Source organism: Streptomyces sp. NPDC001532 (genome assembly GCF_040298625.1).
Lineage (GTDB): Bacteria > Actinomycetota > Actinomycetes > Streptomycetales > Streptomycetaceae > Streptomyces.
The window spans coordinates 226509-250926 of sequence record NZ_JBEPAL010000005.1 but is presented as its reverse complement, the minus strand read 5'-3'; the positions used below and the strand labels follow the sequence as shown (position 1 = coordinate 250926).

The following is a 24418-nucleotide window of genomic DNA, read 5'->3' as shown; positions in this document are numbered from 1 at the left end:
TGGACGCCTGGGGGCCGGCGGGGGTGTTGGCGCTGGGGGCGTCGGAGTCGGGCGCGACGGCGGCGCTTTCCTAACCCGTGTTGTCTGTCCTTTCCACCACGAAGCGCCGGACGGGCTGGACGCCCGTCCGGCGCTCCTGTGTGCGGCCCGCGCTCAGACGCAGACCGGAGCCTTCTTCTCGTCCGCCTCCGCCGGTTCCCGGACCGTGATCCGGCGCAGTGTGACCGCGGCCAGGGCCGCCGCTCCGGCCAGCAGCACCGCTCCGGCGACGGCCGCCGCGCGCATCCCGTCCGTGAAGGCCTCCCGGGCGAGGGCCGCCAGCGCGTCCCCGGCGCCGCCGGGGAGCCGGTCGGCGACGGCCAGCGCGCCGGCCAGGGTCTCGTGGGCCGGGGCGGGGGCCGCGGCGGGGATGCCGTGCCGGTAGACGGCCGTGCCGATGGAGCCGAGGACGGCCATGCCGAGGGCGCCGCCGAACTCGGTGCCGGTCTCCAGCAGTGAGGAGGCCGCGCCGGCGCGCTCGGCCGGGGCGGCGCCGATGGCCAGGTCCATCAGCTGCGACATCACCATCACGATCCCCGAGGCGAGCACCCCGCACGCGGTCAGCACCAGCGCCATCGCGTCCGTACCGGCGGTGGCGAGCAGCGCGTAACCGCTCGCGGCGACCAGGAAGCCGGCGGTGACGACCCGGGCGCGGTGCACGCCGCGCTGGACGAGCCCCGTCGCCAGCGGCGCCGCGAGACCGATCGGCACCGACGGCAGCAGTGCCCACAGGGCGGCCTCCAGCGCGCTCTTGCCGAGCACCGACTGCAGGTACTGCGTGGTGAAGAACGCCGAGCCCATCATGCCGAACGCGGAGAGCAGGTTGAGGGCGACGGCGGGTGCGAAGCCCCGGCCGCGGAAGAGCGCGGGCGAGATCATCGGGGACGCGGTGGTGCGCTGGCGGTGTGCGAACAGGGCCGCGAAGAGCAGTCCGACGGTGATCGCGACGACGTAGCGGACGTTCCAGCCCTCGGAGGGGATCTCCTTCAGGCCGTAGACCACGGGCAGGACGGCGGCGAGGGACAGCGGGACGCCGAGCCAGTCGTAGCGGCCGGAGGCGGGGTCGCGGTACTCCGGGAGCAGGACCGGGCCGAGCACCAGCAGCAGGGCCATGGCGGGCAGGTTGACGAGGAAGACCGAGCCCCACCAGAAGAACTCCACCAGCACCCCGCTCAGCACCGAGCCGAGGGCCACGCCCGCCGTCATCACCCCCGACCAGAGCGCGATCGCCTTGGCCCGTTGGCCCGGATCGGTGAAGAGCGCGCGGATCATGCCGAGCGTCGACGGCATCAGGGTCGCCCCGCCGATGCCGAGCACCGCGCGGGCCGCGATCAGCATCTCGGCGCTCTGCGCGTACGCCGCCGCCAGGGAGGCGGCGCCGAAGGCGGCGGCGCCGATCAGCAGCAGCCGGCGGCGGCCGATGCGGTCGCCCAGCGAGCCCATCGTCATCAGCAGGCCGGCCAGCACGAACGCGTAGATGTCGAAGATCCACAGCTGCTGGGTGCCGGTGGGGTCGAGGTCGGCGTTGATCGCCGGGATCGCGAAGTACAGGACGGAGACGTCCATGGAGACCAGCAGCAGCGGAAGCATCAGCACGCCGAGGGCGGTCCATTCGCGGCGGCCCGCGAGGTTCGTCGTCATGACAGGGACTGTACGAGCGTATTAAACGCCTGTCTAGTACGACTGTATAGGTCACTTGTCCAAGACGGGCGTATGGGACGTTCGTCTAGCGCGGCGATACGCTGACCGCATGGGACACCGTGAAGATCTGCTCGAAGGCGCCAAGCGCTGCCTGCTCGCCAAGGGATTCGCGCGCACGACGGCGCGGGACATCGTCAAGGAGTCCGGGACCAACCTGGCGTCGATCGGCTACCACTACGGCTCCAAGGACGCCCTGCTGGCGCAGGCCTACGTGGCGCTGGTCGAGACGATGGGCGACGCCTTCGAGGGGAGCGGCGACCTGGCCGGGGAGCCCGGCTCGCTGGAACGGTTCCGCGCGGTGTGGGCCAACATCATCGCCACCATGCGGGAGCCCGGCTCGATCTGGCACCTGAGCATGGAGATCGTGGTGATGGGCGATCAGATGCCCGAGATCCGCGACCTGCTGGCGCGGGCTCAGCGCGAGGCCGGACGCGGACTCGTCCCGCTGCTGATGGGCGGCACCGAGGACGACGTCGACGACGAGACCGCGGACACCCTCGGCCAGTTCCTGGTGACCCTGATGACGGGCGTCATCGCCCAGTGGACCTTCGACCCGAAGACCGCCCCGGACGCGGACCGGCTGGCGGAGGGGCTGCGGCGGGTGATCGCGGGGGTCGTGAAGAGCTGATCGGTCACGCCGAGGGGCGCCCCGCGCGACTCCCCGCACCTCACAGTCGTGCCCCCTTGAGGGCCATGTGCAGCAGGAGGCGGTCCTCGCCGTCGTCGAGGTCCAGGCCGGTCAGTTGTTCGACGCGGGACAGGCGGTAGTAGAGGGTCTGGCGGTGGATGCCGAGTTCGGCGGCGGTGCGGCCGGCCTGGCCGGCGCGGTCCAGGTAGACCTCGGCGGTGCGGGCCAGTTCGTGGTGGGCGGGGGAGAGCAGCGGGGCGACGGCCGGGTCGTGGGCGGCGTCCGGGGGCAGGGCGGTCAGCAGGCGGTACGGGCCGATGCGCGCCCACTCGGCGACCGGGCCGAGCCGGGGCTCCGCGAGGGCGGCGCGGGCCGCGGCGGACGCCTCCTGCCAGGAGGTGCCCAGCTCGGCGAGGCCGGTACGGGGCTCGCTCAGGCCGGCCGCGCGGGCGCCCTCCCGCAGCAGCCGGTTCGCCGTGCTCAGCGCGGGCGCGGTGACGTCCGCCGAGCGCAGCCGGACCAGCGCGGCCAGGCTCTGCCCGGTGGTGCCCCACGGGACCGTGCACAGCGCGGTCGTGTGCGGGACGGCCCGCGCCGAGGGGGCGTCGTCCGGGTCCGCCGACGGCCAGGGCGCGACGCACACCACCGCGTGCGGGCCCTCGCCGCGGGCGCCGAGCGCGGTGCGCAGGGCGGCCACCGCCATGTCCCGCTGCCAGCTGCGCTCGGCGGTCAGCACCGCCCGCAGCTCCCGGGTGAGGTCGGCGCCGTGCTGCGCCTCGTCGGCGAGCAGCGCCCCGATCCGGCCGGTGACCGCCATGGCGGCGGTGAGCTGCGGTTCGGTCGGGCCGGGGTCGTCCTCCAGCAGCCAGACGTAGCCGAGGACGACTCCCCGGTGGCGTACCGGCAGGCAGATCCGGCCCCGGTAGACGCCCGCCTCCGGGGTGGGCGGGATGCGGACCGGGCCGGTCGCCCGGGTAATGCCGAAACCCTCGAACCAGGCGCGGACGGCGGCGGTGGAACGCCGGGTGAGGATCGAGCGGGTGCGCACCGGGTCCAGCGCCGAGGCGTCCAGCTCGCCCTCGTCGTCGTACGCCCCGAAGGCGATCAGCTCGAAGTCGCGGTTCTCCAGCGTCGCCGGGGCGCCCAGGAGTTCCGAGATCTCGTCGACCAGCTCCTGGTAGTCACCCACGTTTTTGAACGATCCGGAATCCGACGTCACCCGGGCATTCTGCCGCATTCCCACGCGGCCTTCATACATCTGTCTGAGATCTCCGGCAGGGATGCGTGACAGCTGTCGATGGCCCAGGATCGGAGGGATCCTTAGGTTTCACGGTGGCTGAGCTTGTTCTTTTGGTAAGTGGAGGTGCCCCGTGCTGGGTCCCGTGATTCTCGCCGCGTCGCGCAGCGACCGGATGCGACGCCTGATCTCGGCGGCCCCGGTGACCAAGCAGGTCGTCGACCGCTTCATCCCGGGTGAGACCGTCGGCGACATCGTGCCGATCATCAAGGACCGCACGGCCCAGGGCCTGGAGCTGACGATGGACGTCGTCGGCGAGGACATCACCACCCCCGAGCAGGCCACCGCGGCCCGCGACGCCTACCTGGAGCTGATCGAGCGGCTCAAGGAGCTGGAGCTCGGCGAGCGCGTCGAGATGTCCGTCAAGCTGTCCATGTTCGGCCAGGCGCTGGAGGGCGGTCACGAGCTGGCCCTCGCCAACGTCCGCCCGGTCGTCGAGGCCGCCGCCGCGATCGGCACCACGGTCACGCTGGACGCCGAGGACCACACCACCCTCGACTCGATGTTCGCCATCCACGACGAGCTGCGGAAGGACTTCCCGCAGACCGGCTGCGTCATCCAGGCCTACCTGTTCCGCACCGAGGACGACGCCCGCCGCCTCGCCGCGAACGGCAGCCGGGTGCGCCTCGTGAAGGGCGCGTACAAGGAGCCCGCCGAGGTCGCCCACCAGCAGAAGCAGGAGATCGACAAGGCGTACGTGCGCATCCTGAAGATCCTGATGGACGGCGAGGGCTACCCGATGATCGGGTCCCACGACCCGCGTCTGATCTCCATCGCCCAGGAGCTGGCCCGGCGCGCCGGGCGCAAGCTCGACGAGTACGAGTTCCAGATGCTGTACGGCATCCGCGGCGACGAGCACCTGCGGCTGGCCGCCGAGGGCCACCGTATGCGCGTCTACACCGCCTACGGCACCGACTGGTACGGCTACTTCATGCGCCGCCTCGCGGAGAAGCCCGCCAACCTGCGGTTCTTCCTCCGCTCGATGGTCAGCAAGGGCTGAGCCCGCACCCCGCTCGCAACACCGCTCAGTAAGGAGTTACGGAACCCATGGACGCTGTGACCCAGGTCCCCACCCCCGTCAACGAGCCGGTGCACGGCTACGCCCCCGGCTCGCCCGAGCGCGCCCGCCTGGAGGTCAAGCTCAAGGAACTGGCCGAGAGCCCGATCGACCTGCCGATGACCATCGGCGGCGAGAAGCGGATGGGCGGCGGCGACGCCTTCCAGGTCGTGCAGCCGCACAACCACAAGGCCGTCCTCGGCACCTACCGCAACGCCACCCAGCAGGACGCCCGGGACGCCATCGACGCGGCCCTGGCCGCCGCGCCGGCCTGGCGCGCGATGTCCTTCGACGACCGCGCGGCGATCATCCTGCGCGCCGCCGAGCTGCTGGCCGGCCCGTGGCGCGAGACGCTGGCCGCCTCCACCATGCTCGGCCAGTCCAAGACCGCCCAGCAGGCCGAGATCGACACCCCCTGCGAGCTGGTCGACTTCTGGCGCTTCAACGTCCACTACGCCCGCCAGATCCTGGCCGAGCAGCCGCCGGCGAACTCGCCGGGCGTGTGGAACCGCCTGGACCACCGCCCGCTGGAGGGCTTCGTCTACGCGATCACGCCGTTCAACTTCACGGCGATCGCGGGCAACCTGCCGACCGCGCCCGCGCTGATGGGCAACGTCGTCGTGTGGAAGCCGTCCCCGACGCAGACCCACGCCGCCGTGCTGCTGATGCAGCTGCTGGAGGAGGCGGGCCTGCCCAAGGGCGTCATCAACCTCGTCACCGGTGACGGCCTCGAGGTCTCCGAGGTGGCCCTGAACCACCGCGACCTCGCCGGCATCCACTTCACCGGCTCGACCAAGACCTTCCAGTACCTGTGGAAGACGGTCGGCGCCAACATCGAGAAGTACCGCTCCTACCCGCGTCTGGTCGGCGAGACCGGCGGCAAGGACTTCGTCGTCGCCCACCCGAGCGCCGACCGCGCGATCCTGAAGACCGCCCTGACCCGCGGTGCCTTCGAGTACCAGGGCCAGAAGTGTTCCGCGACCTCGCGCGCCTACATCCCGGCGTCCATCTGGAACGACGGCTTCAAGGAGGAGTTCGCCGCCGAGGTCGACTACCTCACCATGGGTGACGTCACCGACCTGTCGAACTTCATCGGCGCCGTCATCGACGAGCGGTCCTTCGCCAAGAACAAGGCCGCCATCGACCGCGCGAAGAACGACCCGGCCTGCACGATCGTCGCCGGCGGCTCCTACGACGACTCGGTCGGCTACTTCGTCCGCCCGACCGTCATCGAGTGCACCGACCCGGAGAACGAGGTCTTCACGACCGAGTACTTCGGCCCGATCCTCGCCGTGCACGTCTACGAGGACGACAAGTACGAGGAGATGCTGACCCAGATGGAGTCCGCCTCCGACTACGCCCTCACCGGCTCGGTCATCTCCAGCGACCGCGCGGCCACCGCGTACACCATGGACAAGCTGCGCTACGCGGCCGGCAACTTCTACATCAACGACAAGTCGACCGGCGCCGTCGTCGGCCAGCAGCCCTTCGGCGGCGGCCGTGCCTCGGGCACCAACGACAAGGCCGGTGCCCCGCAGAACCTGACGCGCTGGACGCTGACCCGCGCGATCAAGGAGACGCTGGTCCCGCCGACCGACTACACCTACCCGCACATGGGCTGATCCCCAAGGATCACGAACGGGCCGGGTTCCCCCACGGGACCCGGCCCGTTCCCGTGTCCGCCCCGTCGGCCGTCCCGCGGTACAGGACGCAGCGCCGCAGCGGTCCCTCGGGGACGGCCGGGTCGTCGAAGTCGTCGGCCGGGTCGCGGGTCATGCCCAGGCGTTCCATGACGGCCCGCGAGCGCAGATTGCCGGCCGCGGTGACGGCGAGGATCTCCGGCAGGTCCAGCGCGGTGAAGCCGTGGGCCAGTACCGCGCGGGCCGCCTCGGTGGCGTAGCCGTGGCCCCAGGCGGAGCGGGCCAGCCGCCAGCCGGCCTCCACACCGGTGAAGGGCTGGTCCTCCTCCACCGGGTCCAGGCCGGTGAAGCCGATGAACTCGCCGGTCCGCCGCACCTCCACCGCCCAGAACCCCCAGCCCCGGCCGTCCAGATCGGCCTGGAAGCGGGCGGCGGCGGCATCGGTCTGCTCGCGGGTCGGCACGCCCGGCAGATACCGGCGCACCTCCGGATCGGCGTTGAGCGCGGCCCACGGGGCCAGATCGGAGTCCCGCCAGGAGCGGAGCAGCAGGCGTTCGGTGCGCAGTTCGGGCATCGCGTCACCGTAAGGGGCCGTATCGCGCCGGGCGACCGAATAAAACCGGGGGAGCGGGGCCCGCAGGGCTGGCGATACTGGCGCCATGACCGTCCGCACCGCGCACACCGCCGACCTCACCCCCGCCGAACTCGCCGCCGTCCGCTCCTTCCTGCACGACGCCTTCGACGGCGACTTCGCCGACGAGGACTGGGACCACACCCTCGGCGGCGTGCACGCGCTGGTCCACGACGAGCGAGGACTGGTCGCGCACGGCGCGGTGGTGATGCGGCGGGTCCGGTTCGGACAGCGGTGGCTGCGCGTCGGCTACGTCGAGGGCGTCGCCGTACGGCACGATGCGCGGCGCCGCGGGCTCGGCGGCGCGGTGATGGCCGCCCTGGAGCGGATCATCACCCGCGCCTACGACCTCGGCGCGCTCTCCGCCAGCGACACCGGCGCCGCGCTCTACACCGCCCGCGGCTGGCGGGTGTGGGGCGGGCGGATCCACGCGCTCGGCCCGGACGGCATCGTCCGGTTGCCCGACGAGGAGGGCAGCACCTTCGTGTGGCCGGTGCCGGCCGCCGCCCTGGACCCGGGCGCGGAGCTGGTCTTCGACTGGCGGGACGGCGACGTCCTCTGACGCTCCTCTGCCGGTGCCTCTGACCCTCCTCTGCCGCTCCTCTGCCGCTCCGCGAGGAAAAGCGCAGGTCAGGTCGGTGTGGCCCACTCCACCGTCTCAGATAGTAGGAAGTCCGAGTAATTGTGGAGACAGACGCTCCGTCCTCACCTACTTTTGTAGGAGCCGAACGTCTCGCTCGACCGAGTGACTGGCGCTCGTGAGCCGGGCCCGTGCAGGCAACCCCTGCGGCACCGCAGCTCCGCGCCCTCCGGCGTCTCGCAACCCCCTTTCCGTACTCCAGGTCTGCCGAAGGAGTCGATTCCCCATGGCCGAGACGACCGTCCGCCGCCGAGTCCGCCGCGTCTCCCGTACGACGGAGACCGACCGTCAGAACGCCGCCGCCGCCCTCCAGCGCGCCCTCGACCGCCGGGACAACGGCGGCTCCACCGGCCACTGAGGAACCCTCAACCGCCCCTGCGCACCTCGAAGTGGTCGATCCGCTCGCCGTTGCCGGCCAGCGCCGACACCGTGAGCCGTGGGGCGGCCCCGCCCTCCGCCTCCACCACGAGGAACGAGAACCCGCGGTAGCGCACCCGCGACCACTCCACCGTCTCCTGCCGCGCCCGCCGCGACCGCGTCCAGTGGAACGTCGGCACGGCCTCCCGGTCGGCGACCTTCCCCTCGTAGCTCTCGGCGACCCCCGCCGGGAAGCCGTACAGCTCCTTGCCGCCGCCGCCCGCGGTCACGTACACGATCCCGTCGCGTGTCGGGTCCGTCGACCCGCCGATCGGCACCGGCCTGCCCACCGTGCCGTCGCGGACGGCGTCGGTGCGCTCGTAGACGTGGTTGTGCCCGTTGATCACCAGGTCCACCTGGTGCTCGGCGAACAGCGGCAGCCACTCCGCGCGCACGCCGCCGTCGGAGGCGTGCGAGGAGGTGGAGTAGGCGCAGTGGTGGAAGAAGACGACCACGAAGTCGACGCCCTGGTCGGCGCGCAGCTCGCGCAGCTTCTTGTCCAGCCAGGCCGTCTGACGGCCCTCGCTGTAGCCGCGGTTGGCGGGGATCTCGTACGACACGTCGTTGGCGTCCAGCGCCACCACGCCGACGTTGCCGTAGGTGAACGCGTACACGCCCGGCGCCCGGCGCGGGTCGAAGCCGTTGTCCGGCAGCGACCAGCGGGCCCACTGGCCGCCGTAGCCCTCCGGCGAGTACCAGGCCTCCATGTCGTGGTTGCCGGTGGTCACCATCCACGGCACCGACCGCGCCACCGGCTCGGTCTGCCGCAGATACAGGTCCCAGTGGCCGGCGTCGTAGGTGTCCGAGCGCTCGCCCCGGCCGGTCGGGTTGGCGTAGCAGATGTCGCCCGCGTGCAGATGGAAGGCGGGGTCCTGGCGCAGCAGCAGCGCGTTGTTGGCGGCGGCCGCCTCGCCGACGCCCTGGTCGCCGAAGGCCGTGAACACGAACCGCTCGGACTTCGCGGGCGCGGTGCGGAAGGTGCCGAGGCCGGCGCGGTGCTCGGGGGCGGCCGGGTCGCGGCCCTCGTGGCCGACGCCGTAGTAGTACGTCGTGCCGGGCAGCAGGCCGTCCAGGGCGGCGTGCACGTAGTACTGCTCGACCGCCGCGCGCACGCCGGCCAGTTCGGGGGTGTGCAGGGCGCGCAGCTCCGCCGCCACCCGGCCGCCCAACTGGTCGGGGCGGGTCCCGATGCGCACGTACGGCCGGCGCACCGCGGCCGGCAGCTGCCAGGAGATCCGCATCCGGGTGCGCGGGTCGGCGCCGAGGGCGAGATGGCGGCCGAACGGGACGACGGCGGAGCCCGGGGCGCGGGAGGTCGCCGGGGACGGGCCGCCGGCGGCGGTCGTGGCCGTCGCGGCCGCCGTCGTGCCCCGGTCGGAGCAGCCGGTGAGCAGTCCGCCCGCCACCGCTCCGGCCGTCACCAGCGTGCGGCGCCGGGTGAGCCGGGTGCGCAGGTACTCGTGCTGCTCGGCCATGGTCATCCGGTCGGCGAGCCGTGCCGGGATGCCGAAGTCGGGGATCTCCATGCCGGTGAACCTCCCCGCGCGGGCCGACACCTGTGCCAACACCCGTGCCACCTTCGGGTGAACGGGGATCGACGGCTCGGTGTGTCCGTATCGCGGACGGTGCGTGTCATCCCATGGGACGGGGAGTAGGGTGCTCGGCATGTCGGCAAGCTCTCGCAGCATCAATCTCGCAGTGATTCCCGGTGACGGCATCGGCCAGGAGGTCGTGGCCGAAGGCCTGAAGGTCCTCTCCGCCGTCCTTCCGCAGGATGTGAAGCTGGAGACGAAGGACTACGACTTCGGCGCCAAGCGCTACCACGCGACCGGTGAGACCCTCACCGACGCCGACCTCGACGCCCTCAAGAAGCACGACGCCATCCTGCTCGGCGCGATCGGCGACCCGAGCGTGCCGTCCGGCGTCCTGGAGCGCGGCTTCCTGCTCAAGCTCCGCTTCGCCTTCGACCACCACGTCAACCTGCGGCCCTCCAAGCTGCTGCCGGGCGTCGCCACGCCGCTCGCCGGCCAGCCGGAGATCGACTTCGTGGTCGTCCGCGAGGGCACCGAGGGCCCGTACACCGGCAACGGCGGCACCATCCGCAAGGGCACCGAGCACGAGGTGGCCACCGAGGTCTCCGTGAACACGGCCTTCGGTGTCGAGCGCGTCGTGCGTGACGCCTTCGCCCGCGCCCAGGCCCGCCCGCGCAAGAAGCTCACCCTGGTCCACAAGAACAACGTGCTGACCTTCGCCGGTCACCTGTGGACCAACATCTTCAACAAGGTGGCCGAGGAGTACCCCGAGGTCACCACCGAGTACATCCACGTCGACGCGGCGACCATCTTCCTGGTCACCCAGCCCGAGCGGTTCGACGTGATCGTCACCGACAACCTCTTCGGCGACATCATCACCGACCTCGCCGCGGCCGTCTCCGGCGGCATCGGCGTCGCCGCGAGCGGGAACATCAACCCCTCCGGCGAGTTCCCCTCGATGTTCGAGCCGGTGCACGGCTCCGCGCCCGACATCGCCGGCCAGGGCAAGGCCGACCCCAGCGCGACGGTGCTGTCCGTCGCCCTGCTGCTGCGCCACCTCGGCCACGAGGCGGAGGCCGCCCGGATCGAGGAAGCGGTCGCCGCCGACCTCGCCGACCGGGTGGGCAAGCCCGCCCGCTCCACCTCGGAGATCGGCGACGCGCTCGCCGGGCGAGTAGCCGGCTGACCCCGGCGCGCCGATCGAACGTTTTCGAAGCCGCCGGGCCCCCAGGGCACCCGGCGGCTTCCCCGTGTCCCCGCCGGGTGCCACCATCGACCCCTGGGCCGCCTTCACCCTGTTTCTTCCGCTGTCCCACGCGCGCGATAATCGAACGCGGAGCCGCGGAATGAGGGAAAGCTCGGACGTCCTGACACTGGCCACCGGCCGTGCGGGCGTGAAAGCGGCCCGTCACTACAACCGGTGAAGGACAACCACTCATGACGACGCCCACGATCGAGCTGAAGCCCTCGGCCAACCCGCTCTCCGACACGGAGCGCGAGGCGATCCTCACCAGCCCCGGATTCGGCCGCCACTTCACCGACCACATGGTGACGATCAAGTGGACCGAAGGCCGCGGCTGGCACGACGGCCAGCTCGTGCCGTACGCGCCGATCCCCCTCGACCCGGCCACCACGGTCCTGCACTACGCGCAGGAGATCTTCGAGGGGCTCAAGGCCTACCGCCAGCCCGACGGCTCCGTCGCCACCTTCCGCCCGGACCAGAACGCCCTGCGCTTCCAGCGCTCCGCGCGCCGGCTGGCCATGCCGGAGCTGCCCGTCGAGACCTTCGTCGAGGCCTGTGACCTGCTGGTCCAGCAGGACAAGGCGTGGGTGCCGGCGCACGGCGGCGAGGAGTCCCTCTACCTGCGCCCGTTCATGATCGCCACCGAGGTCGGGCTCGGCGTCAAGCCGGCCAACGAGTACCTGTTCCTCGTCATCGCCTCCCCGGCCGGCGCGTACTTCCCCGGCGGCGTGAAGCCGGTCTCCATCTGGGTCTCCGAGGACCGCGTGCGCGCCGTCCCCGGCGGCATGGGTGACGCCAAGACCGGCGGCAACTACGCGGCGTCCCTGCTCGCCCAGGCCGAGGCCGCGGCCAAGGGCTGCGACCAGGTCTGCTACCTCGACGCCGTGGAGCACCGGTGGGTCGAGGAACTGGGCGGCATGAACCTGTACTTCGTGTACGGCGACAAGATCGTCACGCCCACCCTCACCGGCTCCATCCTGGAGGGCGTCACCCGCGACTCGCTGCTCGCGGTCGCCCGTGACCTCGGCTTCGAGGCCGAGGAGGGCCGGGTCTCCGTCGAGCAGTGGCAGCGGGACTCCGAGAACGGCAGCCTCACCGAGGTCTTCGCCTGCGGCACCGCCGCGGTGATCACGCCGGTCGGCACGGTCAAGCGGGCGAGCGCGGAGTGGAAGCAGGGCGGCGGAGAGCCCGGCGAGGTCACTCTCAAGCTGCGCCAGGCCCTCCTCGACATCCAGCGCGGCACGGCGGAGGACCGGCACGGCTGGATGCACAGGCTCGGCTAGCCGGTCGTGGTGACGGCCGTCGCGGGCTCCTGCTCCGCGGCGGCCGTCCCCTTGTCCGCCCGGTTCCGCTTCGTCCGGCCGGTCAGCAGCAGGTACGCCACCGCGCCCACCGCCCCCGACAGCAGGAAGCTCACGTCCACGCCGCCGGTCAGCGCCAGCAGCGGGCCCTCGTACGACGGCAGGGACACGGCGAGCACGCCGACGACGGCGCCCAGCGCCCAGGACACCGCGGCCGGGACGTTCCAGCCGGCCGTGTACCAGTAGATCCCGCCGCGCGCCCGCCGGTTGAACACCTGGAGCGCGTCCGCGTCGTACACCCCGCCGCAGCGGACGAAGCCGATGAGGGTGATGACCGCCCACGGCGTGCCGATCGCGGTCAGCAGCAGCACGAACGACGTCATCGCCGTCTGCGCCGCCAGGGCGAAGTGGCCGGCGAAGACGCAGGCCGTGGCGACGACGGCGACCGCGCAGGTGGCCCGCGCCCGTGACAGCCGCGGCAGGATGGCGTCCAGGTCGAGGCCCATCGAGTAGAGCATCAGACCCGCGTTGCCCACCGATCCGGCCGAGGCGGCGATCAGCAGCGGCAGCAGGTACCAGGCGGGGGCGGCGTCGGCGAGCGGGCCGGCGTAGTCCAGGGCCGCGCGGGCCGCGTACGAGGTGAAGGTGCCGAACAGCTGCGGCACCAGCAGACCGAGGAGCAGGCCGAGCCAGGTCGCCCGCAGCACCGTGCGCGAGGAGTGGCGGGCGGGGGAGATGTAGCGGGTGTAGTCGCCGAGCAGGGTGATGAAGGCGACCGGCCCGGACAGGCCCGCGGCCACCGCCGCCAGCAGCCAGGTCGGCCAGAACCCGCCCAGCAGATAGCCGCCGGCCTCCGGGAGCGCGCTCGTGGTGAAGTCCGGGGCGTAGGCGATCACTCCGAGGACGAGCAGGGCCGTCATGCCGATCGCGAGGACGCGGGACATGGCGAGCAGCACCCGGTAGCCGTAGACGGCGCCCGCGACGGTCGCCGCGGCCAGCAGCCCGTAGACCAGGACGTACGACGGCTCGCCGGCGGGCAGGCCGAACATCCGGCCCAGCACGGCGACCGTCACATCGCCGCCGATCCACACCGTCAGCGCGGTGTAGCCGAGGGCCAGCAGCAGGCCGACCACCGAGCCGACCAGCCGGCCGCGCACCCCGAACTGGGCGCCGGAGGAGGTCGAGAGGTTGGTGGCGGTGCGCAGCGAGATCAGCGCCAGCGGGGCGGTGAAGGCGATGCCGACCAGGGTGCCGGCCACGATCGCGCCGACCGATGCCCACCAGCCCAGTCCGAAGGAGGGCGGCAGCCAGCCGAAGACGATCACCCCGAGGCAGAGATTGGAGCCGAGCAGGATCGACACCAGGTCACGGGGCGTGCTGGTGCGTTCCTCCTCGGGGATGGTGTCGACTCCGCGCTGTTCCATCGGCATGGCTGGTCTCCTTCGACGCCGCCTGACAGTTTGAGTGGCGCTCAATGTGACGTGTCTCAAGCTCATGCGTCAATGTTTCGGTTGCGTGAATCTGCCGTTTAGAGTGATGCTCTAAATCCGGGGAAGGCAAGGAGGTGCCCGCGTCATGAGACTTACCCCGACGGAACGTGACCGGCTGCTGCTCTTCGGAGCCGCCGAGCTGGCCCGCGCCCGCCGCGCCCGCGGCCTGCGGCTCAACGTGCCGGAGGCCACCGCGCTGATCGCGGACACCGTCTGCGAGGCCGCCCGCGACGGCAAGCGGCTCGCCGAGGCCGTCGAGGCGGCCCGGTCCGTGCTCGGCCCGCAGGACGTGCTGCCCGGCGTCGCCGACGTCGTCACCGAGGTCCACGTCGAGGCCGTCTTCGACGACGGATCCCGGCTCGCCGTGGTCTCCGACCCCATCGGCGGCGGACTCGGCGAGCTGGCCCCGGGCGCGCTGCTGCCCGGCCCGGAACACCCCGAACCCGAGGCGGCCGTCCTGGTGACGGTCACCAACACCGCGGGCGTGCCGGTCTCGGTCACCTCGCACTTCCACTTCTTCGAGGCCAACCCCCGCCTGGACTTCCCCCGGGACCGGGCCTACGGCATGCGGCTCGCCGTGCCGGCCGGCTCGTCCGTGCGGTTCGGCCCCGGCGAGAGCGCCGAGGTCGGCCTCGTACCCATCGGCGGCGACCGGATCGCGATCGGCTTCGCCGGTCTGGTCGACGGGCCGCTGGACGCCCCCGGCGCCCGTGCCGAAGCGCTGCGCCGCGCCGCCGCCTGCGGCTACCTCGGCGTACCGGAATCGACGGACCAGGACCAGGAGGCCGAGCGATGAGCCGCCCCGGAGGCCACCCGGCGGAACCCCGCCGCCTCACCCCGTACGAGTACGCCGCCACCCACGGCCCCCGCGCCGGCGACCGGATCCGGCTGGGCGACTCCGGGCTCACCATCCAGGTCGAGTCCGACTCCCAGCGCTACGGCGACGAGTTCCTGGCCGGGTTCGGCAAGACCGCCCGCGACGGACTGCACCTGAAGGCCGCCGCCGTGCGGGACACCTGTGACGTCGTCATCAGCAACGTCGTCGTGATCGACGCCGTGCAGGGCATCCGCAAGGTGTCCATCGGCATCCGCGAGGGCCGGATCTGCGGCATCGGCCGGGCCGGCAACCCCGACACCCTCGACGGGGTCGACGTCGTCGTCGGCACCGGCACCTCGATCGTCTCCGGCGAGGGCCTGATCGCCACCGCCGGGGCCGTCGACACCCATGTCCACCTGCTGTCGCCGCGCATCATGGAGGCCTCGCTCGCCTCCGGCGTCACCACGGTCATCGGCCAGGAGTTCGGCCCGGTGTGGGGCGTCGGCGTCAACTCGCCCTGGGCGCTGAGGCACGCGTTCAACGCCTTCGACGCCTGGCCCGTCAACATCGGCTTCCTCGGCCGCGGTTCGTCCTCCCACGACGCCCCACTGATCGAGGCGCTGGCCGAGGGCGGCGCGAGCGGCTTCAAGGTGCACGAGGACATGGGCGCCCACACCCGCGCCCTGGACACCGCGCTGCGCGTCGCCGAGGAACACGACGTGCAGGTCGCCCTCCACAGCGACGGGCTGAACGAGTGCCTGTCCGTGGAGGACACCCTGCGCGTCCTCGAAGGCCGCACCATCCACGCCTTCCACATCGAGGGCTGCGGCGGCGGACATGTGCCGAACGTGCTGAAGATGGCCGGCGTGCCGAACGTCATCGGCTCCTCCACCAACCCCACCCTGCCCTTCGGCCGGGACGCGGTCGCCGAGCACTACGGCATGATCGTCTCCGTCCACGACCTCAAGACCGACCTGCCCGGCGACGCCGCCATGGCCCGCGACCGCATCCGCGCCGGAACGATGGGCGCCGAGGACGTGCTGCACGACCTGGGCGCGATCGGCATCACCTCGTCCGACGCGCAGGGCATGGGCCGGGCCGGCGAGACCGTCCGCCGCACCTTCGCCATGGCCGGGAAGATGAAGGCCGAGCTGGGTGACCCCGGCGTCGGCCACGACAACGAGCGCGTCCTGCGGTACATGGCCAAGCTGACCGTCAACCCGGCCATCGCCCACGGACTCGCCCACGAGGTCGGCTCCATCGAGAACGGCAAGCTCGCCGACATCGTGCTGTGGCGGCCGGAGTACTTCGGCGCCAAGCCGCAGCTCGTCCTGAAGGCGGGCTTCCCGGCCTACGGCGTGGTCGGCGACCCGGGCGCGGCCACCGACACCTGCGAACCGCTCGTCCTCGGCCCGCAGTTCGGCGCGTACGGCGCCACCCCGGCCGACATCTCCGTCGCCTTCGTCGCGCAGGCCGCCCTCGACCAGGGCCGCGACACCATGCCGACCCGCCGCCGCCGGGTCGCCGTGCGCGGCACCCGCGGCATCGGCCCGGCCGACCTGCGACTGAACTCCCGTACCGGGTCGGTCGACGTCGACCAGCGCACCGGGCTCGTCACCCTCGACGGCGAACCGCTGCGCTCGGAGCCCGCCGAGTCGGTCTCGCTCAACCGCCTGTACTTCCTCTAAGCCCGCCGGTCAGCCGGCCGATCTCCGCAGGGAGCTCCTCATGACCTTCCGCATGCCCCCCGAGTGGGCCCCGCACGAGCGCACCTGGATGGCCTGGCCAGGCCCCAACGCGACCTTCACCAGCGACGAGGAGCTGGCCGAGGCCCGCGCCGCCTGGGCCTTGGTGGCCCGCGCGGTGCGCCGCTTCGAGCCGGTGACGGTGGTGCACGGCCCCGGCCAGGGCGCGTCCGCGCGCGAGCTGCTCGGCCCGGACGTCGACCTCGTGGAGCGCGAGCTCGACGACGCCTGGATGCGCGACATCGGCCCGACCTTCGTCAAGGACGAGGAGGGCCGGCTCGCCGCCGTGGACTGGGTGTTCAACGGCTGGGGCGGCCAGGACTGGGCCCGCTGGGAGCACGACTCCAAGATCGCCCGCCATGTCGCGGACCTCGCCGGGGTGCCGGTGCTGAGCAGCACGCTCGTCAACGAGGGCGGCGCGATCCACGTCGACGGCGAGGGCACGGTCCTGCTGACCGACACCGTCCAGCTCGGCGCCGGCCGCAACCCCGGCTGGACCCGTGAGCGGGTCGAGGCCGAGATCCACGCCAAGCTCGGCACCACCAAGGCGATCTGGCTCCCGCACGGCCTGGCCGGCGACTACGGCACCTACGGCACCCAGGGCCATGTGGACATCGTGGCGGCCTTCGCCGGGCCCGGCACCGTGGTCGTGCACAGCCAGCGCGACCCGGCCCACCCCGACCACGAGCGCTCCCGGACCTACCTGGAGCTGCTGCGCGGGCAGACCGACGCCAAGGGCCGGCGGCTGGAGGTCGTCGAGATCCCCGCGCCCACCGTCCTGAAGGACGAGGACGGCGACTGGGTCGACTACTCCTACATCAACCACTACCTGTGCAACGGCGGCGTCGTGCTGTGCGGCTTCGACGACCCCAACGACGAGATCGCGGCCGGGATCTTCCGCCGTCTGTTCCCCGAGCGGACCGTGACCCTGGTGGACGCCCGTACGATCTTCGCAGGTGGGGGAGGCATCCACTGCATCACCCAGCAGCAGCCGAGGATCTAGAGGAGTCAGGGATGGCCGGTGCGGCTCGACCGCGGAAGAACGCACCGCCCCGCGAGGAACTGCTCGCCGCCGCCGTGGAGATGATCGCCGAACGCGGCCTGGAGAAGCTGACCATGGCCGCGCTCGGCCGCGAGGTCGGCATGAGCAGCGGCCATCTCCTGTACTACTTCCGCACCAAGGACGAGCTGCTGCTCCAGGCCCTGGAGTGGAGCGAGGGCCGCCTCGGCGTCGAGCGCGGCCGGCTGCTGGCCCGCCCGGCGCCGGCCCGCGACCGCCTCGACGCCTACGTCGACCTCTACGTCCCCGACGGCCACCGCGACCCGCACTGGACGCTCTGGCTGGAGGTCTGGAACCGCTCGCAGAACGCCGACGACGACGCCCGGGACCGGCAGGCCGCCATCGAGGGCGCCTGGCACCGCGACCTGGTCGCGCTGATCGCCGAGGGCGTCTCGCGCGGCGAGTTCCGGCCCGTCGACCCCGACCGCTTCGCCGCCCGGCTGCGGGCGCTGCTGGACGGCTTCTCCATCCATGTCGCCATCGGTCTGCGCGGCACCGACCGGGCGCAGATTCTCGGCCACGTCCGCGAGTTCCTGGAGCAGAGCCTCCTCGCGGACGACTGAGGCCCTGTCCGGGTTGTACGCGATACGACCGATTGACCCCGGACGCCGTGATGCGTTTGGCTCGTCGGAGCCCTCGGCGCGGGGCCGGGGGAGCAGCGTCGGACCAGGGGGAAATGTGCGCACACTCATGCGGGGGATGCCTGTCGCGGTGCTCGCGGGGGCGATGGTCGCGTTCTCGGTGACCTCGGCGGGGGCGACACCGCCGCCGCGGACCGAGCGGGTCACCGTGTCGGCGACGGGGGAGCAGCTGACGGGCGCGTCGGACGGACCGCGGCTCAGCGCCGACGGACGCCACGCCGCCTTCACCTCGTACGCCCCGGACGCGGTGCCCGGCGACACCAACGGACAGCCCGACGTGTTCGTCCGCGATCTGCGCCGGGGGACCGTCGAGCGGGTCAGCGTGGCCTCGGACGGCACGCAGGCCGACGGGCGCAGCGACACCGCGCGGATCAGCGGCGACGGCCGGTACGTCGCCTTCCTGTCCGCCGCGGGGAATCTCGTGCCGTGGGAGCGGCCGCCCGCGTACCAGCGGGACGTGTACGTGCACGACCGTGACACCGGCCGCACGGAACGGATCAGCGTCCCGGCCGACGGCGGGTCCGGCGGGGTGGCCGACAGCCTCGACATGTCCCGCGACGGCCGCTACCTGGCCTTCACCGCCTCGGTGACCCGGATGGAGGGCGAGGGCACCTCCCACCGGACGCTCGCCTACCTCGCCGACCGGCGCACCGGTGACGTCCGCAGGATCAGCGACCGCGTCCCGTCGGACTGGTACGTGCAGAACCTCCGGCTCAGCGCCGACGGCACCCACCTGGCCTACATCCAGCGCCACCCGCGCGGCGGCCGGGGCGAGCTGTGGCTGGCCGACCTGCGCACCGGCGAGCAGCGGCAGCTCAACCTCACCCCGGAGGGCGACCCGACGAACGGCGCGCCGGCGGGCCTGTCGCTCTCCGCGGACGGCGGCCGCGTCGCGTACGGGTCCTTCGACGACCGTGTCGTCGCCGGGGCCCCGGCGTACACCTGGGAGCTGTACCTGTACGACGCCCGGACGGGCAGCACCCGGTGGGTCACCCACGAGGGCGCGGGCGGACTGGGCGCGGGCACGCTCAGCGCGGACGGCCGCCGGCTGGCCTACCGGCAGGAGGTCACCCTGCCGAGCGAGGAGACCGTGGACAACGTGTACGTCCGCGATCTGCGCACCGGCCGCACCACCCTTGTCACCGAGTCCGTCGACGGCGGCCCGCTGACCGAGGGCTGGAGCGCGCCGAGCGACTTCGCCCGCGACGGCCGGCTGCTCGGTCTGTTCTCGACGTCCGCCCGGCTGGTGCCGGGCGACACCAACGGGGAGGGCGACGGCTTCGTCCGCCGGCTGCGATGAGTGATCCGGGGCTCGCATACTGAGACGGCCGTGAGAGCGGAGGCGGGGCTGTGCCAGACTGCCTCCGTGCTCTCGTTCGCCATGATTATTGGCAGCAGGCGCGCCGGTCCGCAGTGACCGCCTCGTACGACCCGGTACGGGCGGACACCGTCGTCCTCGACCCGCGCGCAGACCTCTCGCACCCGCGAGAGGTTTTTCGTTTTCCTGGCCCACCCGCAGCCGGGGAAAGAGCGCGAGGGATCATAGAAGGACGGTGGAGCCGGTCATTCCGGTAGACCGAGATCCCCACAGGAGCCTTGACACCATGACGGAAACCAGCGAGCTCGACGACTCGTTCCACGTCTTCGACACCACCCTGCGCGACGGTGCCCAGCGCGAGGGCATCAACCTCACGGTCGCGGACAAGCTGGCCATCGCACGGCACCTGGACGACTTCGGCGTGGGGTTCATCGAGGGCGGCTGGCCCGGCGCGAACCCGCGGGACACCGAGTTCTTCGCCCGCGCGCAGGCGGAGATCGACTTCAAGCACGCCCAGCTCGTCGCCTTCGGTTCCACCCGCCGGGCCGGCGCCAAGGCTTCGGAGGACCCGCAGGTCAAGGCCCTGCTCGACTCCGGCGCCCCGGTGATCACGCTGGTCGCGAAGTCCCACGACCGGCATGTCGAGCTGGCGCTGCGCACCACCCTGGAGGAGAACCTGGAGATGGTCCGCGACACCGTCTCCCACCTCAAGGCCCAGGGCCGCCGGGTCTTCGTCGACTGCGAGCACTTCTTCGACGGCTACCGCGCCAACCCCGAGTACGCCAAGTCCGTGGTCCGCACGGCCTCGGAGGCCGGCGCGGACGTCGTCATCCTCTGCGACACCAACGGCGGCATGCTCCCCGCCCAGGTCCAGGCCGTCGTCACCACGGTCCTCGCCGACACCGGCGCCCGGCTCGGCATCCACGCCCAGGACGACACCGGCTGCGCGGTCGCCAACACCCTCGCCGCCGTCGACGCGGGCGCCACCCACGTCCAGTGCACGGCCAACGGCTACGGCGAACGGGTCGGCAACGCCAACCTGTTCCCGGTCGTCGCGGCGCTGGAGCTGAAGTACGGCAAGAAGGTGCTGCCCGAGGGCCGGCTGCGCGAGATGACCCGGATCTCGCACGCGATCGCGGAGGTCGTCAACCTGACGCCCTCCACGCATCAGCCGTACGTGGGAGTTTCCGCGTTCGCCCACAAGGCCGGTCTGCACGCCTCCGCGATCAAGGTCGACCCGGACCTCTACCAGCACATCGACCCCGAGCGGGTCGGCAACACCATGCGGATGCTGGTCTCCGACATGGCCGGCCGCGCCTCCGTCGAGCTCAAGGGCAAGGAGCTCGGCATCGACCTCGGCGGCGACCGCGAACTGGTCGGCCGGGTCGTCGAGCGGGTGAAGGAGCGCGAGCTCAAGGGCTACACCTACGAGGCCGCGGACGCCTCCTTCGAGCTGCTGCTGCGCACCGAGGTCCAGGGCAGGCCGCTGCGCTACTTCGAGGTCGAGTCCTGGCGGGCCATCGTCGAGGACCGCCCCGACGGCACCCACGCCAACGAGGCCACCGTCAAGCTGTGGGCCAAGGGCGAGCGGATCGTCGCCACCGCGGAGGGCAACGGCCCCGTCAACGCCCTCGACCGGGCGCTGCGGGTGGCGCTGGAGAAGATCTACCCCCAGCTCGCCAAGCTCGACCTGGTCGACTACAAGGTCCGCATCCTGGAGGGCGTGCACGGCACGCAGTCCACGACCCGGGTGCTGATCTCCACCTCGGACGGTGCCGGCGAGTGGTCCACGGTCGGCGTGGCGGAGAACGTCATCGCCGCGTCCTGGCAGGCGCTGGAGGACGCGTACACCTACGGACTGCTGCGGGCGGGCGTACAGCCGGCGGAGTGACCGGCGTGCGGCACCGGGCCCCGGCGAGTTCTCCGGACTCGCCGGGGCTCCGCGCGTCCGCGGGACAGGTCGGCGCAACAACGCCGTCGGACAAGGGAGTCGAGTGCGGGGCCCGGCCTGACCGGGCGTCTTGACGCGCCTCCGGGCCCCTAGTTAACTCACGAGCTGATCTAAGCCCTGAGTGAACTGTCGGATCCAGAGTGAACCAGAGAGTCGAGGGAAGGTCCATGCCGAGAGCCGCCCTGCTCGTCTCCGCCGCGTTACTCGCCACCCTGCTGCCCATGGCGCCGGCCGCCGCCGGCACCGCCGCCCGCGCCTCCGCCGACGACCCCGCCCCCGTCGCCGTCGACCGCTTCGAAGGCGAGGTGCCCTTCGCGCAGCAGCCCGCCGAGGGCATCTTCACCTGGGGCGGCGACACGGACGATCCGCCCACGCTCCGGCTGGCCGACCGCCCGGACGCCCCCGAGGGCCAGAAGGTCCTCGCCGGCACCTACGACATCAGCGGCTGGGGCGGCTTCACCCACGACTACGCCGCGACCGAACCCGCCCACGACTGGTCCGCGCACCGCGGCATCCGCTTCTGGTGGGACGGCCGAGGCGACGGCCGGCGGATCACCTTCGAGCTCAAGGACGGCGGCGCCCACGGCGAGGCCTCCGAACTGTGGACGGCGTCCTTCACCGACGACTTCACGGGCTGGAAGCGGATCGAGATCCCCTTCACCGACTTCGCGTACCGCACCGACTACCAGCCCGTCGGAGGCATCGACCAGGTCCTCGGCCTCACCGCGATGTGGGGGTACGCCGTCACCCTCCCCACCGGTGCGCCGGGCGAGTTCGCGCTGGACGGTGTCGAGCTGTACGGCCGCGCCGACCAGTCGCTGCGCGCCTCCGTCACCACCGACGCCGCCGTCCACCCGGTCCGCGAGGGCGACACCGCGACGCTCCGGCTGACCGTCGCCACCACCGGCTCCGCACCCATCGACGAACCGGTGACCGTCTCCTACGAGACGGCCGGCGGCACCGCCTCGGTCGGCGACTACACGCCCGTCCGCGGCGAGTTCACCTTCCCCGCGGGCACCGCCTCCGGCACGGTGCGCACCATCCAGGTGCCCACCCGCAAGGACCGGTCCGCCGAGCCCGCCGAGACCATCCCGGTCAAGCTGACCGTCACCGGCGCCAAGGCCCCCGCCGAGACCCCGCAGGTCGTCGTCGACGCCCACGGACTGCCGTACCTCGACGAGCGGCTGCCGGTGCGCAAGCGGGTCGCGGACCTGCTGGACCGGATGTCGCTCGAGGAGAAGGCCGGCCAGATGACCCAGGCCGAGCGCGGCGCGCTCACCGCGCCCGGTGACATCGCGGCCTACGACCTCGGCTCGCTGCTCTCCGGCGGCGGCTCCACGCCGACCCCGAACACCGCCGGGGGCTGGGCGAGGATGATCGACGCCTTCCAGCTGAGGGCGCAGGCCACCCGCTTCCAGATCCCGCTGATCTACGGCGTCGACGCGGTCCACGGCCACAACAACCTGGTCGGCGCCACGGTCATGCCGCACAACATCGGCATCGGCGCCACCCGCGACCCGCGGCTGGCCCGCGAGACCGGCGCCGTGACCGCCGCCGAGGTCCGCGCCACCGGCGTCCCCTGGGACTTCGCGCCCTGCCTGTGCGTGACCCGCGACGAGCGCTGGGGCCGCTCCTACGAGTCGTTCGGCGAGGACCCGGCGCTGGTCGAGTCGATGGAGACGGTGATCCAGGGCCTCCAGGGCCGGGCCGACGGCCGGGACCTCGACCGCTCCGACAAGGTCCTCGCCACCGCCAAGCACTTCGTCGCCGACGGCGGCACCGCCTACGGCTCCTCGACGACCGGCACCTACACCATCGACCAGGGCGTCACCCGGGTCACCCGCGAGGAGCTGGAGGCCGTCCACCTCGCCCCGTACGAGGAGGCCGTGGACCGCGGCGTCGGCACGGTGATGCCCTCGTACTCCTCCCTGGACCTGATCGGCGACGACCAGGGGCCGGTGAAGATGCACGCCCACGCCGGGATGCTCACCGATGTGCTCAAGGAGCGGATGGGCTTCGACGGGTTCGTCATCAGCGACTGGGCGGCCATCGACCAGATCCCCGGCGACCTCGCCTCGGACGTGCGGACCTCGGTCAACGCGGGCCTCGACATGATCATGGTCCCGTACGCCTACAAGGACTTCCGCGACACCCTCGTCGACGAGGTCCGCGCGGGCCGGATCAGCGAGCAGCGGATCGACGACGCCGTCGCCCGCGTCCTCACCCAGAAGTTCCGCCTCGGCCTCTTCGAGCAGCCCTGGGCCGACACCTCCGCCGCCTCGGAGATCGGCTCCGCCGCCCACCGCGCGGTGGCCCGCGAGGCCGTGGCCGCCTCCCAGGTGCTGCTGAAGAACGACGGCGCTGTGCTGCCGCTGAAGGCCTCGCAGAAGGTGTACGTCGCCGGGTCCAACGCCGACGACATCGGCAACCAGTCCGGTGGCTGGACCGTCACCTGGCAGGGCGCCTCCGGCGACATCACGCCGGGCACCACGATCCTGGAGGGCATCCGGAGCACCGGCGCGGACGTCACCTGGTCGAAGGACGCCTCGCGGCCGCTGGCCGGTCATGACGTCGGCGTGGTCGTCGTCGGCGAGACCCCGTACGCCGAGGGTGTCGGCGACGTCGGCAACGGGCACGACCTGGAGCTGTCCGCCGCCGACAAGGCCGCCGTCGACACGGTGTGCGCGGCCGTGCAGTGCGTGGTGCTGATCGTCTCCGGCCGCCCCCAGCTCCTCGGCGACCGGCTCGGATCGATCGACGCGCTGGTGGCGTCCTGGCTGCCGGGCACCGAGGGCGACGGCGTGGCGGACGTGCTGTACGGGCGGCGCGCCTTCACCGGGCAGCTGCCCGTGACCTGGCCGAGGTCCGAGGCGCAGCTGCCGGTCAACGTCGGTGACACGGCCTACGACCCGCAGTTCCCGTACGGCTGGGGGCTCACCACCCGCACCCAGGTGCCCTCCGGCGGCACCGCCACCCTGCACGCCCTGGCCGTCGCGGCGCGGGCGGCCGAGCGGGCGGGCGCCGAGCAGACCGGGCGGGCACTGGTCACCAGGGCCCGGCTGCTGGTGCAGCGCGCGGCGGGGCAGGACATCACCGCCGCCTTCGCCAAGCCCTTCGCCGAGGCGGACCAGCTGCTGCTGACCGGGCGGTACGGGGCGGCGGTGGACAAGCTGATCACCGCCCACCGGGCGACGGCCTGAGGCCGGGACATCGGGCCCGGGGCATCTCCCTCCGGGCCCGATGTCCATTTATCACCCTTTTCGGGTAGCT

The 24418-nt window shown here is 72.4% G+C and carries 19 protein-coding genes; 14 read left to right on the top strand and 5 right to left on the bottom strand.

Annotated elements, in window-relative coordinates; translation table 11 throughout:
- Window positions 1-153: 153 nt before the first annotated feature.
- Window positions 154-1680: an MFS transporter gene (locus tag ABT232_RS07945; RefSeq protein ID WP_351837411.1), complete on the bottom strand. Its 1527-nt coding sequence runs from the start codon at window positions 1678-1680 to the stop codon at window positions 154-156.
- A gap of 109 nt (window positions 1681-1789) precedes the next feature.
- Here ABT232_RS07945 and ABT232_RS07940 point away from each other — a divergent pair, with 109 nt between their 5' ends.
- The gene (locus ABT232_RS07940; RefSeq protein WP_351837409.1) at window positions 1790-2368 is read left to right on the top strand and encodes a TetR/AcrR family transcriptional regulator; all 579 of its coding nucleotides are present in this window, start codon (window positions 1790-1792) and stop codon (window positions 2366-2368) included.
- 40 nt (window positions 2369-2408) lie between these two features.
- On the opposite strand, the gene ABT232_RS07935 is transcribed toward ABT232_RS07940, so the two are convergent.
- The gene (locus ABT232_RS07935) at window positions 2409-3605 is read right to left on the bottom strand and encodes a PucR family transcriptional regulator (protein WP_351837406.1); all 1197 of its coding nucleotides are present in this window, start codon (window positions 3603-3605) and stop codon (window positions 2409-2411) included.
- A 133-nt stretch (window positions 3606-3738) separates the two neighbouring features.
- Between ABT232_RS07935 and ABT232_RS07930 the strand changes: the two genes are divergently transcribed.
- Together ABT232_RS07930 and pruA are read left to right on the top strand one after the other, a co-directional pair.
- Window positions 3739-4665, top strand: coding sequence for a proline dehydrogenase family protein (locus tag ABT232_RS07930; RefSeq protein ID WP_351837403.1), 927 nt, complete (start codon window positions 3739-3741; stop codon window positions 4663-4665).
- 47 nt (window positions 4666-4712) lie between these two features.
- A complete protein-coding gene (gene pruA / locus ABT232_RS07925) occupies window positions 4713-6344 on the top strand; it encodes an L-glutamate gamma-semialdehyde dehydrogenase (RefSeq protein WP_351837400.1) in 1632 nt (543 codons plus the stop codon).
- 10 nt (window positions 6345-6354) lie between these two features.
- Here pruA and ABT232_RS07920 read toward each other — a convergent pair whose 3' ends face one another.
- Window positions 6355-6936, bottom strand: coding sequence for a GNAT family N-acetyltransferase (locus tag ABT232_RS07920; RefSeq protein WP_351837397.1), 582 nt, complete (start codon window positions 6934-6936; stop codon window positions 6355-6357).
- Window positions 6937-7021: 85 nt separating this feature from the next.
- Between ABT232_RS07920 and ABT232_RS07915 the strand changes: the two genes are divergently transcribed.
- Window positions 7022-7555 (top strand): GNAT family N-acetyltransferase, encoded by a 534-nt coding sequence (locus tag ABT232_RS07915; RefSeq protein ID WP_351837394.1) that lies wholly within the window; start codon window positions 7022-7024, stop codon window positions 7553-7555.
- Window positions 7556-7859: 304 nt separating this feature from the next.
- Window positions 7860-7991, top strand: a complete 132-nt coding sequence (locus ABT232_RS07910; protein ID WP_351837391.1) for a hypothetical protein — start codon at window positions 7860-7862, stop codon at window positions 7989-7991.
- Between the two features lie 7 nt (window positions 7992-7998).
- Here the strand turns inward: ABT232_RS07910 and ABT232_RS07905 are convergent, their stop codons facing one another.
- Entirely contained in the window at window positions 7999-9576 is a 1578-nt protein-coding gene (locus tag ABT232_RS07905) for a purple acid phosphatase family protein (protein ID WP_351837444.1), read from the bottom strand.
- A gap of 139 nt (window positions 9577-9715) precedes the next feature.
- Here ABT232_RS07905 and ABT232_RS07900 point away from each other — a divergent pair, with 139 nt between their 5' ends.
- Complete coding sequence (locus tag ABT232_RS07900) at window positions 9716-10768, top strand: 3-isopropylmalate dehydrogenase (protein ID WP_351837388.1); 1053 nt, start codon at window positions 9716-9718, stop codon at window positions 10766-10768.
- A 251-nt stretch (window positions 10769-11019) separates the two neighbouring features.
- Window positions 11020-12108 (top strand): branched-chain amino acid aminotransferase, encoded by a 1089-nt coding sequence (locus tag ABT232_RS07895; protein WP_351837386.1) that lies wholly within the window; start codon window positions 11020-11022, stop codon window positions 12106-12108.
- On the opposite strand, the gene ABT232_RS07890 is transcribed toward ABT232_RS07895, so the two are convergent.
- Complete coding sequence (locus tag ABT232_RS07890) at window positions 12105-13556, bottom strand: cytosine permease (RefSeq protein WP_351837384.1); 1452 nt, start codon at window positions 13554-13556, stop codon at window positions 12105-12107. The genes ABT232_RS07895 and ABT232_RS07890 overlap by 4 nt on opposite strands.
- Before the next feature lie 145 nt (window positions 13557-13701).
- On the opposite strand from ABT232_RS07890, the gene ureA reads away from it, so the two are divergent.
- The 7 genes from ureA (at window position 13702) to ABT232_RS07855 (ending at window position 24348) form a co-directional block, all read left to right on the top strand.
- Window positions 13702-14412, top strand: a complete 711-nt coding sequence (gene ureA / locus ABT232_RS07885) for an urease subunit gamma (RefSeq protein WP_351837381.1) — start codon at window positions 13702-13704, stop codon at window positions 14410-14412.
- A complete protein-coding gene (locus ABT232_RS07880) occupies window positions 14409-16121 on the top strand; it encodes an urease subunit alpha (RefSeq protein WP_351837378.1) in 1713 nt (570 codons plus the stop codon). The genes ureA and ABT232_RS07880 overlap by 4 nt, the downstream gene beginning before the upstream one ends.
- Window positions 16122-16161: 40 nt before the next feature.
- Complete coding sequence (locus ABT232_RS07875; RefSeq protein ID WP_351837376.1) at window positions 16162-17181, top strand: agmatine deiminase family protein; 1020 nt, start codon at window positions 16162-16164, stop codon at window positions 17179-17181.
- 11 nt (window positions 17182-17192) lie between these two features.
- The gene (locus ABT232_RS07870; protein WP_351837373.1) at window positions 17193-17801 is read left to right on the top strand and encodes a TetR/AcrR family transcriptional regulator; all 609 of its coding nucleotides are present in this window, start codon (window positions 17193-17195) and stop codon (window positions 17799-17801) included.
- A gap of 136 nt (window positions 17802-17937) precedes the next feature.
- Window positions 17938-19179, top strand: coding sequence for a TolB family protein (locus tag ABT232_RS07865; protein WP_351837370.1), 1242 nt, complete (start codon window positions 17938-17940; stop codon window positions 19177-19179).
- A 304-nt stretch (window positions 19180-19483) separates the two neighbouring features.
- Window positions 19484-21088 carry a citramalate synthase gene (gene cimA / locus ABT232_RS07860; RefSeq protein ID WP_351837367.1) on the top strand — a complete coding sequence of 535 codons (1605 nt, stop codon included), beginning with the start codon at window positions 19484-19486 and terminating at the stop codon, window positions 21086-21088.
- A gap of 227 nt (window positions 21089-21315) precedes the next feature.
- Window positions 21316-24348, top strand: coding sequence for a glycoside hydrolase family 3 protein (locus ABT232_RS07855; protein WP_351837365.1), 3033 nt, complete (start codon window positions 21316-21318; stop codon window positions 24346-24348).
- Window positions 24349-24418 lie beyond the last annotated feature (70 nt).

Excerpts from the sequence above, each read along its gene's own strand:
- ABT232_RS07915 (WP_351837394.1), top strand. The coding sequence starts at position 7,022 with ATGACCGTCCGCACCGCGCACACCGCCGACCTCACCCCCGCCGAACTC.
- ABT232_RS07875 (WP_351837376.1), top strand. The coding sequence starts at position 16,162 with ATGACCTTCCGCATGCCCCCCGAGTGGGCCCCGCACGAGCGCACCTGG.
- ABT232_RS07910 (WP_351837391.1), top strand. The coding sequence starts at position 7,860 with ATGGCCGAGACGACCGTCCGCCGCCGAGTCCGCCGCGTCTCCCGTACG.
- cimA (WP_351837367.1), top strand. The coding sequence starts at position 19,484 with ATGACGGAAACCAGCGAGCTCGACGACTCGTTCCACGTCTTCGACACC.
- ABT232_RS07920 (WP_351837397.1), bottom strand. The coding sequence starts at position 6,936 with ATGCCCGAACTGCGCACCGAACGCCTGCTGCTCCGCTCCTGGCGGGAC.
- ABT232_RS07900 (WP_351837388.1), top strand. The coding sequence starts at position 9,716 with ATGTCGGCAAGCTCTCGCAGCATCAATCTCGCAGTGATTCCCGGTGAC.
- ABT232_RS07905 (WP_351837444.1), bottom strand. The coding sequence starts at position 9,576 with ATGGAGATCCCCGACTTCGGCATCCCGGCACGGCTCGCCGACCGGATG.
- ABT232_RS07865 (WP_351837370.1), top strand. The coding sequence starts at position 17,938 with ATGCCTGTCGCGGTGCTCGCGGGGGCGATGGTCGCGTTCTCGGTGACC.
- ABT232_RS07870 (WP_351837373.1), top strand. The coding sequence starts at position 17,193 with ATGGCCGGTGCGGCTCGACCGCGGAAGAACGCACCGCCCCGCGAGGAA.
- ureA (WP_351837381.1), top strand. The coding sequence starts at position 13,702 with ATGAGACTTACCCCGACGGAACGTGACCGGCTGCTGCTCTTCGGAGCC.
- ABT232_RS07895 (WP_351837386.1), top strand. The coding sequence starts at position 11,020 with ATGACGACGCCCACGATCGAGCTGAAGCCCTCGGCCAACCCGCTCTCC.
- ABT232_RS07880 (WP_351837378.1), top strand. The coding sequence starts at position 14,409 with ATGAGCCGCCCCGGAGGCCACCCGGCGGAACCCCGCCGCCTCACCCCG.
- ABT232_RS07855 (WP_351837365.1), top strand. The coding sequence starts at position 21,316 with ATGCCGAGAGCCGCCCTGCTCGTCTCCGCCGCGTTACTCGCCACCCTG.
- ABT232_RS07935 (WP_351837406.1), bottom strand. The coding sequence starts at position 3,605 with ATGCGGCAGAATGCCCGGGTGACGTCGGATTCCGGATCGTTCAAAAAC.
- pruA (WP_351837400.1), top strand. The coding sequence starts at position 4,713 with ATGGACGCTGTGACCCAGGTCCCCACCCCCGTCAACGAGCCGGTGCAC.
- ABT232_RS07940 (WP_351837409.1), top strand. The coding sequence starts at position 1,790 with ATGGGACACCGTGAAGATCTGCTCGAAGGCGCCAAGCGCTGCCTGCTC.
- ABT232_RS07890 (WP_351837384.1), bottom strand. The coding sequence starts at position 13,556 with ATGCCGATGGAACAGCGCGGAGTCGACACCATCCCCGAGGAGGAACGC.
- ABT232_RS07945 (WP_351837411.1), bottom strand. The coding sequence starts at position 1,680 with ATGACGACGAACCTCGCGGGCCGCCGCGAATGGACCGCCCTCGGCGTG.